10 protein-coding genes are annotated in these 12,966 nt (G+C 69.8%); 6 read left to right on the top strand and 4 right to left on the bottom strand.

Annotation, left to right across the window (positions count from 1 at the left end; all coding sequences use genetic code 11):
• The first annotated feature begins 29 nt into the window (after positions 1-29).
• From QM732_RS17455 to QM732_RS17430, 6 genes are read left to right on the top strand one after another with little or no spacing between them, the layout of a single operon-like run.
• Entirely contained in the window at positions 30-740 is a 711-nt protein-coding gene (locus QM732_RS17455) for an SURF1 family protein (RefSeq protein ID WP_415657370.1), read from the top strand.
• The gene (locus QM732_RS17450; protein ID WP_415657369.1) at positions 688-1,398 is read left to right on the top strand and encodes an SCO family protein; all 711 of its coding nucleotides are present in this window, start codon (positions 688-690) and stop codon (positions 1,396-1,398) included. The genes QM732_RS17455 and QM732_RS17450 overlap by 53 nt, the downstream gene beginning before the upstream one ends.
• Positions 1,399-1,405: 7 nt before the next feature.
• A complete protein-coding gene (locus QM732_RS17445; RefSeq protein ID WP_415657368.1) occupies positions 1,406-2,494 on the top strand; it encodes a COX15/CtaA family protein in 1,089 nt (362 codons plus the stop codon).
• 2 nt (positions 2,495-2,496) lie between these two features.
• On the top strand, positions 2,497-3,402 hold the full coding sequence (cyoE, locus tag QM732_RS17440; RefSeq protein WP_415657367.1) for a heme o synthase: 906 nt from the start codon (positions 2,497-2,499) through the stop codon (positions 3,400-3,402).
• Complete coding sequence (locus tag QM732_RS17435; RefSeq protein ID WP_415657366.1) at positions 3,399-4,001, top strand: SCO family protein; 603 nt, start codon at positions 3,399-3,401, stop codon at positions 3,999-4,001. Before cyoE ends, QM732_RS17435 begins: the two co-directional genes overlap by 4 nt.
• Positions 4,002-4,033: 32 nt before the next feature.
• On the top strand, positions 4,034-5,332 hold the full coding sequence (locus QM732_RS17430; protein ID WP_415657365.1) for an ectonucleotide pyrophosphatase/phosphodiesterase: 1,299 nt from the start codon (positions 4,034-4,036) through the stop codon (positions 5,330-5,332).
• Positions 5,333-5,434: 102 nt separating this feature from the next.
• Here the strand turns inward: QM732_RS17430 and rpoH are convergent, their stop codons facing one another.
• The 4 genes from rpoH to QM732_RS17410 form a co-directional block, all read right to left on the bottom strand.
• Entirely contained in the window at positions 5,435-6,352 is a 918-nt protein-coding gene (rpoH, locus tag QM732_RS17425; RefSeq protein WP_415657364.1) for an RNA polymerase sigma factor RpoH, read from the bottom strand.
• A gap of 222 nt (positions 6,353-6,574) precedes the next feature.
• Positions 6,575-7,075 (bottom strand): chemotaxis protein CheW, encoded by a 501-nt coding sequence (locus QM732_RS17420; RefSeq protein WP_415657363.1) that lies wholly within the window; start codon positions 7,073-7,075, stop codon positions 6,575-6,577.
• A 32-nt stretch (positions 7,076-7,107) separates the two neighbouring features.
• Positions 7,108-10,314: a CHASE domain-containing protein gene (locus QM732_RS17415; protein ID WP_415657362.1), complete on the bottom strand. Its 3,207-nt coding sequence runs from the start codon at positions 10,312-10,314 to the stop codon at positions 7,108-7,110.
• Entirely contained in the window at positions 10,311-12,878 is a 2,568-nt protein-coding gene (locus QM732_RS17410; RefSeq protein WP_415657361.1) for an ABC transporter permease, read from the bottom strand. Before QM732_RS17410 ends, QM732_RS17415 begins: the two co-directional genes overlap by 4 nt.
• Positions 12,879-12,966: the final 88 nt, after the last annotated feature.

Below are 12,966 nucleotides of genomic sequence, written 5' to 3'. Positions count from 1 at the left end.
GCGACGAATTATCCGCGCGGGGTGGCGGTATGAAAGCCAGGCGCTGGCTGCTGCTGGGAGCTGTGCTGCTGGGATGCGCACTGACGGCGCGCCTGGGGCTGTGGCAGCTCGACCGCGCACAGCAGAAGCTGGCCCTGCAGGCTGCCATCGATGCCGAGGCTGCCCGGCCCGCTCTTGCCAACGCAGACCTGGACGGCGCTCAGCAACTGCACCGGAGCGTCGCTCTGCACGGCCGTTGGGTCGCCGAGCGCAGCGTCTGGCTGGACAACCGGCCCATGGACGGCCGCGCTGGCTTTTACGTCGTCACGCCGCTGCGCCTCAGTGGCCGCGATGAAGCCATCCTCGTGCAGCGAGGCTGGGTGCCGCGCGACCCGTCCGACCGCAGCCGCCTGCCGCCGCTGGCCACGCCGGCCGGGGAGGTGGAGGTCTTCGGCCGCCTGGCCGCATCGCCGTCGCGGCTTTACGAGCTGGGCGAAGGCGCATCGGGTGTGATCCGGCAGAATCTGGATGCTGCGGCCCTGGCCGCCGAGTCCGGGCTCCGGCTGCTGCCGCTGACCGTCGTGCAGACCGTCGGTGCGGCGGATGATGGCCTGCTGCGCCACTGGCCGGTGCCGGATCTGGGCCTGCACAAACACTATGGCTACGCCTTCCAATGGTTCGCGCTCTGCGCGCTGATCCTGCTTCTTTATGTCTGGTTCCAACTCATCCGCCCCCGGCTCCGCCACCGCCAGCAGCCCTGAACCGCTGAGCTTCGCGGTGCACAGCCTGCCCGACCCGCGTGCACTTGCCGGTAGCCCGCAGCAGCGCGCCGGCCGCTGGAAGATGCTGATGGTGCTGGCCATCTGCGCGGCGCCGGTCATCGCGTCGTACTTCACGTTCTACGTGGTCAAGCCCAGTGGCTCGGCCTATGGCGAGCTGATCGCACCCACCGTCGACATGCCGGCCGACCTTCCGATGACCGACCTGCAGGGACACGCGGTCCCGGCCGAATCGCTGCGTGGCCAGTGGCTGCTGGCCGTCGTCCAGCCCGCCGATTGCGGCCAGGCCTGCGAGCGCCAGCTCTATGTGCAGCGCCAGTTGCGCGAGATGCTGGGCAAGGAGCGTGCCCGTGTCGACAAGCTCTGGCTCATCCCCGATGACGGCACGCCGCGAGAGAAGGTGCTGGAGGCGGTGGGACAGAAAGGCGTCGAGGTCAACGTCCTGCACGTGCCAGAGGACCGTCTCGCGGCATGGCTGCGGCCGGCGCCGGGCAAGGCGCTCAGCGACCACTTCTACGTCGTCGATCCCATGGGCCGCTGGATGCTGCGCGCACCCGCCGACCCGGATCCCAAGAAGTTCAAGGCCGACCTCGACAAGCTGCTCAAGGCCAGCGCCGGCTGGGACAAGCCGGGCCGCTGAGTTGGCGATGAACGAGGTGCTGCTTCCCCTCGGGCAGGTCGCCGCCATCGGCGGCGCCGTCGCCCTCGGCCCGCTGCTGTGGTGGCGTCAGCGCTCGCGCGCCGGCACGCCGGCGGCGCGGCTGCGCGCGCTGACGCTGCTGACCCTGTTCCTGACCTTCGACCTCATCGTCTTCGGAGCGTTCACGCGCTTGACCGATTCAGGGCTGGGTTGCCCCGACTGGCCTGGCTGCTACAGCGCGGCCAGCCCGGTCGGTGCCCGCCACCATATCGAGGCGGCGCAGACTGCGATGCCCACCGGCCCGGTGACCCACGGCAAGGCCTGGATCGAGATGGTGCACCGCTACCTGGCCAGTGGGGTGGGGCTGCTCATCCTCGTCATGACGGTGCTGGCCTGGCGGCTCAAGCGCTCGTCCGGCGAGACGGCGCCCTCGGCTTGGCTGCCGACGCTGACTTTTCTGTGGGTCTGCGTGCAGGGCGCCTTCGGCGCATTGACCGTCACGATGAAGCTGTTCCCGGCCATCGTAACGCTGCACCTGCTGTTCGGCCTGGGCCTGCTGATGCTGCTGGCCTGGCAGCACGAGGCGTATCGGCCGCGCCCCATCCCCGCCCGGTCCGGGCTGCAGCTCGCTGTCGCCGCTGTCCTCGTGCTGGCCATGGCCCAGGTCGCCCTCGGCGGCTGGGTCAGTACCAACTACGCGGTGCTGGCCTGCGACGAGTTCCCGACCTGCCACGGCGGCCAGTGGTGGCCTCACCTCGACTTCGCCCAGGGCTTCCAGCTCTGGCGCGAGCTCGGGCAGCGAGCCGACGGCAACTACCTTGGCTTCGAGGCGCTGGCCGCCATCCACATGGCCCATCGCCTTGGCGCTCTCGTCGTCTTCGCTGCCGTCATCGTGCTGGCCTGGCTGCTGCGCGCGCGGGCGCCGGGCTGGGCCAAGGCCTTGCTCGCCGCCGCCGGCTGGCAGCTGGCATCCGGCCTGTCCAACGTCGTGCTCGACTGGCCCATCTTCGCGGCCCTGGCCCACACCGCCGGCGCAGCCGTGCTGCTGGGCCTGCTCACCACCCTGCTCGCGCGCCTGCAGCGCGCCCACCCCTGACCATGGCCTCCACATCCACCGCCAGTGCCTTCGTGCACAGCCCGCGCTGGCAGCAGTTCTACCAGCTGACCAAGCCCAAGGTCGTCCAGCTCATCGTCTTCTGTGCCGCCATCGGCATGGCCCTTGCCGTGCCCGGCCTGCCCGACCCGGGCCAGGCGATGACCATGCTTGCGGCCATCGTCGGTATCTGGCTGGTGGCAGGCGCGGCCGCGGCCTTCAACTGCCTCATCGAGGATGGCATCGATGCGCGCATGAAGCGCACCGCCTGGCGGGCGACCGCCAAGGGCGAGCTGAGCCGCCCGCAGACGCTGGCCTTCTCGGCCCTGCTGTGCGGCATCGGCATGGCCATCCTGGGCGTCTACGTCAACGTGCTGACGATGTGGCTGACCTTCGCCACGTTCGTTGGCTATGCGGTCATCTACACCGTCGTGCTGAAGCCGATGACGCCACAGAACATCGTCATCGGTGGTGCTTCAGGTGCCATGCCGCCCGTGCTGGGCTGGGCGGCGCTGCGTGGCGAGCTGGGCCCCGAGCCCTGGCTGCTGTGCCTCATCATCTTCCTGTGGACGCCGCCGCACTTCTGGGCGCTGGCGCTGTACCGCGCCGAGGATTACGCCCGTGCCGGCCTGCCAATGCTGCCGGTGACCCATGGCAACGACTACACGCGACTGCAGATCCTGCTCTACACCTGGGTGCTTTTCGCGGCGACGCTGCTGCCTTTCCTGACCGGCATGAGCGGCTGGTTCTACCTCGCCAGCGCCGTGATTCTGGGCCTGGGCTTCTGCGGCTATGCCTTCCGGCTGTGGCGCGCCTACTCGGAGATGCTGGCGCGGCGGACCTTCTGGTTCTCCATCTGGCATCTGTCGCTGCTGTTTGCGGCCCTCCTGATCGACCACTACATCGCATGAGCACTCGACGTTTCGCCCTGGCGGCCCTGGCCGCGCTGCCCCTAGCTGCCTGCCAGAAGTCCGCCCCCGACAAGCCGGCCTTCAAGGGGATAGAGCTGACGGGCGCCGAGTACGCCAGGCAGCTCAACCTCACAGACCAGGACGGCCGCGCCCGCTCGCTGGCCGACTTCAAGGGCAAGGTGCTGGTGGTGTTCTTCGGGTACACGCAGTGTCCGGACGTCTGCCCGACCACCATGGCGGAGGTGGCCGAGGTCAAGCGCTCACTGGGTGATGACGGAGACAAGGTACAGGGTGTCTTCGTGACCATCGACCCTGAGCGCGACACCGGCCAGTTGCTGAAGGCCTACATGGCCAGCTTCGACCCCAGCTTTGTCGCGCTGCGCGGCAGCGCTGAGCAGACGCAGGCCGCGGCCAAGGAGTTCAAGGTCTTCTACGCCAAGGTGCCGGGCAAGACGCCCGAGACCTACACCATGGATCACACGGCTGCGAGCTTCATCTTCGACACCGAAGGACGCGTGCGGGTCTACGCCCGCTACGGCTCGGGTGCCCAGGCGCTGGCGGACGACATCAAGCTGTTGCTTGCCGAGAAGAAGAGCTGAGCGCCCGCATGGTCAGTCCAGACTCCAGTCGCGTGGGACCCCGGGCCGCCACCACCCTTGCCGGCGTGCTGGTGGCAGCCGTCCTCGCGCTGGCGGGGTGCGCCGCTTCGGAGCCGGAGCCGCCGCCGCTATCGCGCGCCACGGCCGGGCGGCAGCCCGTGACCCTCCTGGTCTCCATCGACGGCTTCCGCGAGGACTACCTCCGTCGCGGCGCCACGCCCACGCTGTCGCGGCTGGCGGCCGGCGGCGTCACGGGGGTCATGCACCCGTCCTTTCCCTCCAAGACATTTCCCAACCACTGGACGCTGGTGACGGGCCTGCGCCCGGATCGCCACGGCATCGTTGGAAACCGGATGGAGTCGCCCGAGCACAGGGCGGTCTTCACCATGGCCACTGACGACCCCTGGTGGTGGAGCGCGGCGTCGCCGCTGTGGGTGGATGCGGAGAGGGCTGGCATCCGTACTGCCGCGATGTTCTGGCCGGGCGCCAACGTCGCGATCGGTGGGATGTCCGGCGAGGTGGAGCGTCCGGAGCCCGCGGGCATGCGGCCCTCGGACTGGGTGCCCTACAACAAGGCCGTGAACGACTCTCAGCGGGTGAACATGGTGCTGGACTGGCTGCGTCGGCCCGAGGAGATCCGGCCCAGCTTCGTGACGCTGTATTTCGACAAGGTCGACACGGCCGGTCATCACCATGGCCCCGACAGCGCACAGACCACGCAGGCGGTGGCCGAGGTCGACAAGGCGATCGGCGTGCTCGTGGCCGGGTTGAAGGCCCTGGGCCAGCCAGCCAATCTCGTCATCGTGGCCGACCACGGCATGGCTGCGACCAGCAGCGAGCGCACGATCGCGCTGGACACGCTGGCCGATCCCGAGCGCTACCACTTGGTGGAGACAGGCCCCTTTGCGAGCCTCGCTCCGCGGCCCGGCGCTGCCGCGGACGTGGAGCGGGCCTTGCTCGCACCGCACGAGCACATGCAGTGCTGGCGCAAGGCCGACATCCCGGCGCGCTTCCATTACGGTGCGAATCCGCGTGTACCACCCATCCTGTGCCTGGCCCAACCCGGCTGGCTGATCCAGGCCAGCGCGCCGCGACAGCCTGCCTCCGGTGGCAACCACGGCTATGACAACATGGCGCCGGAGATGAATGCCCTGTTCATCGCGACGGGCCCCGCCTTCGCGGCAGGCCGGGTGCTGCCGGACTTCGACAACGTGGACATCTACCCGCTCCTGCGCCAACTGATCGGGCTGCCGGCCGCTGTCGGCGTCGATGGCAGCAGCGCGGTGTTTCAGGACGTCCTCAAGGGGCCGGCAGTTCCGGCCACGAACTGACAGTCGGCGTCGGCGCGTCGCCGGGAAGGCCCGGGTGCAAGCGCGGTATCGCCCAGATGAAAAAAGGGCCTGCAAGCAGGCCCTTTGCTGGAGATGAGAGGATCAGGCCGCTTCTGTCAGCGCCTTCTTCATCTTCTTCATCGCCGCGACCTCGATCTGGCGGATGCGCTCGGCCGACACGCCGTACTCGGCCGCCAGCTCGTGCAGCGTCATGCCGCCCGAGGCGTCGTCGTTCACCTTCAGCCAGCGCTCTTCGACGATGCGGCGGCTGCGCGGGTCCAGCACTTCCAGCGCGCGTTGGATGCCGTCGCCAGCCATATGGTCGCGCGAGCGGGCCTCGATGACGCGAGTCGGCTCATGGCTTTCGTCGGCCAGGTAGGCGATGGGGGCGAAGCTCTCGCCGTCGTCGTCGGTCTGGGGCTCCAGTGCGACGTCGCCGCCCGACAGGCGGGTTTCCATCTCCAGCACTTCCTCGCGCTTGACATTGAGCTCACGGGCCACATGGGCCACTTCGGCCTCGCTCAGCGTGTTGCGGTGCGTCTGGCCCTCGGCTTGTTCGGCCTTCAGCTGATGCTTCATCGAGCGCAGGTTGAAGAACAGCTTGCGCTGAGCCTTGGTCGTCGCGACCTTGACCATGCGCCAGTTCTTCAGGATGTACTCGTGGATCTCGGCCTTGATCCAGTGCATGGCGTAGCTGACCAGGCGCACGCCCTGGTCCGGGTCGAAGCGCTTGACGGCCTTCATTAGGCCCACGTTGCCTTCCTGGATCAGGTCGCCCTGCGGCAGGCCGTAGCCCACGTACTGGCGCGAGATGGACACCACCAGGCGCAGGTGCGACAGCACCATGCGGCCGGCAGCCTCCAGGTCGCCCTTGTCGCGCAGGCTGCGCGCGGCAGAGCTCTCCTCCTCCGCTGTCAGCAGCGGCAGGCGGTTGACGGCGGAGATGTAGGCGTCCAGATTGCCCAGCGAGGGCACCAGGGCCCAGGGGTCGCGGACGGCAATGGCAGAAGAAGCGGACATCGTCTTGAATCCTTCGAACCCGCGGCGTGGAAGTGCCGCGGCGGAAAAGATATTAGCACTCCAATCCAGCGAGTGCTAAGGATGACGATGTCGCTGATGAAAAGCAGTGTTGCCGCGGTTGAAGCAGTTGGCGAACACTAACTTGCCTTGGGCGGGCGCCCGCTTGATGGCTTGAACCCAGCCGGTTCCGGGCGGATCGCAGCGACCAGTTTCCGGCCTGTCTCAGTCCACCAAGCCGAAATCCGGGCTGGTGATCATGGCCTCGATGTCCAGCAGGATCAGCATGCGTTCGCCAATCTTGCCCAGGCCGGTGATGAAGCGGGCGTCCATTGCGGCCGGTACCTCGGGGCGGGGCTTGATCTCCTCGGCGCCCAGCTCCAGCACGTCGGACACCGAGTCCACGACGATGCCGACCACCCGGCCAGCCACGTTCAGCACGACGACGACGGTGAAGGCGTTGTACTCGCCGGCCTGGCCGAGGCGCAGGCGCAGGTCCAGGATGGGAACGATGACCCCGCGCAGGTTGACGACGCCCTTGACGAAGGCGGGCGCATTGGCCACCCGAGTGGGCGGCTCATAGGACCGGATCTCCTGCACGCGCAGGATGTCCAGGCCGTACTCCTCCTCACCGATGCGGAAGGTCAGGAACTGGCGGCCATCGGCATGTGCCAAGGCCTGCACGGCCTGGGCGCCGGTGCTGGGAACGAGGTCGGTGGAACTCATCGGGAACGGCGTTGTGTTGGAAGGCTAGGCCTTCATTCTGCCCGCTCCGCCCCCCCGCCCGTCGCCAACAATTCATCGATCAGGGCCAGCACTTCACGCACGTCCAGCGGCTTGGTCAGATAGTGCCGGGCGCCGGCCACCTGGGCAGCGGCGATCTGTTCCGGCTGGGCGTTGGCCGACACGACGATGACCGGCGGCAATGGTCCGCCGCGCTCGTGCAGCCGTCTCAACAGCATCAGGCCGTCGCCATCGGGCAACTGCCAGTCGAGCAGCAGCAGGGCCGGCGGACGCTCGTGCAGGGCGCGCAGGCCGGCGTCGACCGTGCCGGCCACTTCCAGCTCAATGCCGGGGCGTTGCTCCAGGATGCCCCGCATGACCTCGGCGTTGAGCTCGTTGTCCTCGACATAGAGCAGGTGCTGTCTCGGCACGGCGCGTGGCCGGGAGGGTTCGTCGGGTGCTTCGAACCCGTCGCCGGTCCTGGCTGCCGCGGTGCCGGCGGCGGCCAGCCGCAGCACGAAGCAGGCGCCAGCGCCTCCCGTGGGATCCACGGCCTCGGCGCGCAGGCTGCCGCCCATCATCTCGGCCAGTCGCTGGCTGATGACCAGGCCGATACCGGTGCCTGCCAGGCCAGTGCGCTCACGGCCAAGGCGGTTGAAGGGCTGGAACAGGGCGGCGCGCTGCTCCTCCGTCAGTCCCATGCCGGTGTCGTGCACGGCGATCTCGACCCAGCCCGGCGCCGGGCTCCCGGCCTCAATGTCGATTCGGCCGCCGGGGTGGTTGTACTTGACCGCGTTGCTGAGCAGGTTGGTCAGGATCTGCGTGACCCGTGTCGGATCGCCGATCAGGTTCATTGCGCCTGTGTCGATGCGCTGGGTGATGGCCAGGCCGCGCTCCGTCGCCTGGCCCTGCACCAGGGCCAGCGCGCGGGCCAGCAGGGGAGGCAGCTCCAGTGCCGCCATCTCCAGCCGCAGCGAGCCGGCTTCGATGCGCGACAGGTCCAATGTGTCGTTGATCATCTCCAGCAGATGCCAACCTGCCTGGGCGATCTGCTGGGCGCGGCCGCGCTGGCCTGGCGGCAGGGGCTCGCCGGCGTCCATCTGCATCAGCTGGGTGAAGCCAAGGATGGCGTTCATCGGCGTGCGCAGCTCGTGGCTCATGCGCGAAAGGAACTCGTTCTTGGCCTGGTTGGCGGCCTCGGCCGCCTCCCGGGCGCGATCCAGCTCCTCGATGCGCAACTGGTCGGTGATGTCCTCGACGATGCCCACCATCCGGTGCGGCCGGCCGTCCGTGCCACGCAGCAGGCTGACGATGGTGCGCACGTGGATGACGCTGCCGTCAGGCCTTACATAGCGCTTCAGGCGTCGGTAGAACGGGATTTCGCCGCGCATCAGCCGGCGCGCCAGGCGGATGTCCTCGCGGCGGTCATCGGCATGGGTCAGCTCGATGGAGCGCCGGGTCGCCAGCGCCTCGGCAGAGTAGCCGACGAGATTGCTGAAGTACGCGTTGACCTCCTGGAAGCCGCCGTTCAGGTCGGTAAAGGCGATGCCTATGGGTGCCGTCTCAAAAATGCTGTGAAAGCGCCGCTCGCTCTGGCTCAGCGCGCGTTCGCCCTGGGCGCGGCTGGCGACCTCTCGCTCCAGTGCCGCCGTACGCTCCCTCACGAGGGCTTCTACGTGCTGGGTGCGTCCCGACATCAGCAGCAGCAGCGCGCCGACCATGGCGGTGGCCAGCAGGCCCACCAGCGCGAAGGCCCAGCTGCGACCTGGTGCCTGGGCCAGCCCGGGCAGGTCGTAGATGCGGACTTCCCAGCGGCGGCCGCCGAACTCCAGCGGCATCTTGACCAGCGGCAGTGCTGAGTCGCCGCCGCGCTGCACGGCGTCGCAGCCGAGGCGGCCGGCCAGCCGTGGGTACAGGGCGTCCGGCTCCAAGTCGACGAGGCAGGCGCCCAGATGCTCGGGCCAGCTCGCGGACAGCCGCGAAAGCAGCAAGTCGGGCCGCAGCGTCGCGAAGACGACGCCTTCGAGCCCATCCTCGCCGCGCTGTGCCTGGCCGCGGTAGAGCGGCTGGTAGATGACGACACCGACGGCGGCTTCCTTGTCCTGTGACAGCTGTATGCCCGCCGAGGCCGTTGGCTGCCCCGTCGCAGCGGCTTTCTCGACGGCGGCGCGCGCGCCGGGAACCGTGCGCACGTTGATGCCCAGCGCGCCGGCATTGCGCGACAGCGGCTCGATGAGGCGGATGGCCACCATGTCTTCGTCCACCGGTGGGCGCAGGTCGCCGGCACGCAGTCGGTCTCGGGCCTGGAAGCCGCCGGGGAACGCGTCGGCCGCAGCCGCGGCGTTGAAGCGCTCGACGTCAGCGCGTGTGACGCGTTGCGCCAGCCCCAAAGCGATCAGCGGGCTGTCCTCCGTCAGAAAGCCGCTGGTGGCGCGGGCGAACTCGACCCGCGTCGGCAGGGGCTTGAGCTTGACCATGCCGTGCAGGCCCTCGAGCGCCAGCAGCGGTTCGCGCAGGCGGCCGGCGAGGGCCTGGGCCGCACTGGTTGCATCGCGCGTGAAATCGGCGCGGTTGCGCTGGCGGTCCCACTCGACCGTGGCGGCCACGCCCATGCCCACGAGCAGCGTCGTCAGCAGCATGGGCAGTCCCACGCTCAGGCGGCGCGTCGCCCAGGCGTTGCGCGGCTTGCCGATCAGCGCCAGCGTGATGGGCGTGGCGATCAGCACGCCCATCAGGTCACCCGTCCACCACACCATCCAGACGATGCCCATCTGTGCGGTGGCGATGGTGTCGGTGGCTGCAAGCACCAGCGTCGCGCAGCTCGGGCTGAGCAGCCCTGCCAGCGTGACCGCCCCCAGATAGCCGCCCACCTCGCGTGGCGAGGCCAGCACCAGCGGCCGGCCGCACCAGCGCCGGATCAGCAGCGTGCCGACGGCGCCCTGAGCTGCGGCGCCCAGCGCGATCCCTGCGGCCAGCGGCAGCACTTGGGTGCTGAGGTTGCCGAGCATGGCGGCCTGCACGATGAAGGAGCCCAGGGCCACGGCCGGCAGGTAGCGCAAGCCCAGCACCAGCAGCACCGCCAGGCCCCAGCCCGCGGCAGGGTAGATGGGTGCCACCTCGTAGGGCGGCAGCACCATCAGCAGGCCCAGCCGGCCCAGCAGCAGGTAGACAGCGGTAATGCCCGCCGAGAGAGCCAGGTAGCGGCCGATCGCGCGGGCGGACGTGCCGCCTGCGTCGTTCATTCGGCCTGTGCCTCGCGCAGCGTCTGCACGACAGGTCGCTGCAGCACGCCTCGCAGACTCCACCAGCCGGCGCTCCAGGCCAGCAGCGCCCCTACCACGGCACTGGCCAGCGGCACCCACGGCTTGAGCTGCCAGTCAAACTGGAAGACGAAGCGCGCCAGCAGTGCTGCCAGCACCAGCGCCACCGCGCCGGCCAAGAAGCCGGCCAGCGCGCCCACGCCCAGCAGTTCGGCGCGCTGCACCTGGGCCAGCAGCGAGGAGGGGGCCCCCAAGGCGCGCATCAGCGCGAACTCTCGCGTGCGCGCTTCTCGGGTGCTCCCCACGGCGGCCAGCAGCACGACCAGGCCGGTCGCCAGCGTGAAACCGAACAGGAACTGCACGGCCTGGATGACCTGGTTCAGCACGCCCTGCACCTGGTTGAGCTGGGCCGACACGTCGATGACGGTCAGGTTGGGGAACTGCCGGGCCAGCTCGCGGTCAAGCTTGGCGGCCGGTGGGTTGCGGTAGGCGGCGATCTGCGTGGACGGCAGGTCGGGTAGCTCCGCGGCTTCGAACAGCACGAAGAAGTTGACCCGCATCGATGACCAGTCGACCTTGCGCAGGCTGGTGACGCGACCCTGCACCGGCTGGCCGGCGATGTCGAAGGCCAGCGTGTCGCCGAGCTTGAGCCCCAGCGTCTGCGCGAGTCCTTCCTCCACGCTCATGCCCATCTCGCCCGGTTTAGCGTCATCCCAGCGGCCGGCCACGATCTGGTTGTGCGCTGGCTGCTCGGCCGTGTGGCTGAGGTTGAACTCGCGCTCGGCCAGGCGCTGGGCGCGCTCCTCGGCGAAGCGCCGACCCTGCACGGCCTCGCCGTTGATCGTCGTCAGCCGGCCACGAATCATGGGGTACCAGTCGTAGTCCTGCACGCCAGCCCCGGCCAGCGTCTTGCGGAAGGACTCGGTCTGGTCGGGCTGGATGTTGATGACAAAGCGGTCGGGCGCCGACGCCGGCGTGGCCTGGCGCCAGCTGGAGATCAGGTCGGTGCGCAACAGCACCAGCAGCGCCAGCGCCAGCAGGCCCACGGCCAGCGACGCGACCTGCATGACGGCAAAGCCAGGCCGCGCAGCGACCTGGCGCGTCGCCAGCAGCAGCCAGCGCGGCACGCCCGCGCCGCTGACGTTGCTTGGCACGACCCGCCGCAGCAGCCTCACCGCGGCCCAGGCCAGACCTGCGAACAGCAGCACCGCGCCGCCAAAGCCCGCCGCCGCGATGCCGCCAAGCATCAGGTCGCCGGCCAGTACCACGAGGATGGCGGCCAGGCCAGCCACACCCGCGCCCAGCACCAGCAGCGAGCCGGCCTTGGGTGCGCCCAGGTCGCGGCGGATCACGCGCAGCGGCGGCACGGCTGCCAGCTGCAGCACAGGCGGCAGGCCGAAGCCCAGCAGCAGCGACAGCCCCAGCCCCAGACCCAGCAATGCCGGCCAGACGCTGGGCGGAGGCAGGCTCACGTTGACCAGGCCAGCCAGCAGCGATACGAAAACCTGGTGCAGGCCCAGGCCCACCACCACGCCCGCCAGACTGGCACCCAGGCCGGCCAGCAGGAACTCCAGCCCGTAGGCCCAGGCGATGCGCCGCTGCGGCTGGCCCAGCACGCGCAGCATGGCGCAAGCGTCCAGGTGGCGTGCCGCGAAGTCGCGCGCCGCCAGCGCCACGGCGACCGCCGCGAGCAGGGCCGACAGCATCGCCACCAATCGCAGGAAGCGCGCCGCGCGGTCTAGCGTCTGGCGCATCTCGGGCCGGCCGGACTCCAGCGACTCCAGGCGCACGCCGCGCAGCTTGTCCTTCTCGACGAGCTGCTCCGCCGCCGTGACGAAGCGCCGCACGGCATCCGGCGCAGCGCCCGCCCCGGGCACAAGGGCCATGCGGTAGGTGATGCGGCTGGCCGGTTGTACCAACTGGGTGGCGGCGAGGTCACTCTCGGCCAGCATGACGCGCGGCGCGAAATTCATGAAGCCGGCGCCGCGGTCGGGCTCGGTTTCGATGAGGGCACCGACCTGGAGCTGGCTGTCGCCCAGGAGCAGCGGGTCACCGAGCTTCAGGCCCAGGCCGTCGGCCACGGCCGGGTCCACCCAGACCTCCCCGGCCGCTGGCGCGTCACCACGGCCGGGCAGGGCCTCGCGCAGCGCGATGCGGCCACGCAGCGGATAGCCGGCACTGACCGCCTTGACGGCGACGAGCCGGCTCTCGCCGCCCTGGGCTTCAGTCGCGCGCGCCATGCTCGGGAAGGTCGCGCTGCGCACCATCGTCAGCTTCTGCTCGCGTGCCAGGTCGATCAGCGCCTGGGGCGTAGGCTGGTCGCTGGCCACGACGGCGTCCCCGCCCAGCAACTGGGCCGCATCGCGGCGCAGGCCCTGGTCCAGCCGGTCCGACAGGAAAGCCACCGCGCACAGCGCGGCTACGGCCAGGGCCACGGCGAGCATCAGCAGGCGCAGCTCGCCGGCTCGCCAGTCCCGCAGCAGTTGGCGCCATGCGACGGCCAGGGTGGAGGGGGGACGCTGGGCGGGCAGGGCTGGGGACTTCATGCGCGTGACTTTAGCGGCGCGCAACGGGGTTGGCCGCCATTCAGCCAATGCCGCGAACACGCCACAGGCCGGCGCAGCGGCCCGTGGC

This window comes from Roseateles sp., from assembly GCF_047654805.1.
In the GTDB taxonomy this organism is placed as follows: Bacteria; Pseudomonadota; Gammaproteobacteria; order Burkholderiales; family Burkholderiaceae_C; genus Pelomonas.
The sequence above is the reverse complement of the archived record's forward strand: the minus strand, read 5'-3'. Positions and strand labels throughout refer to the sequence as shown.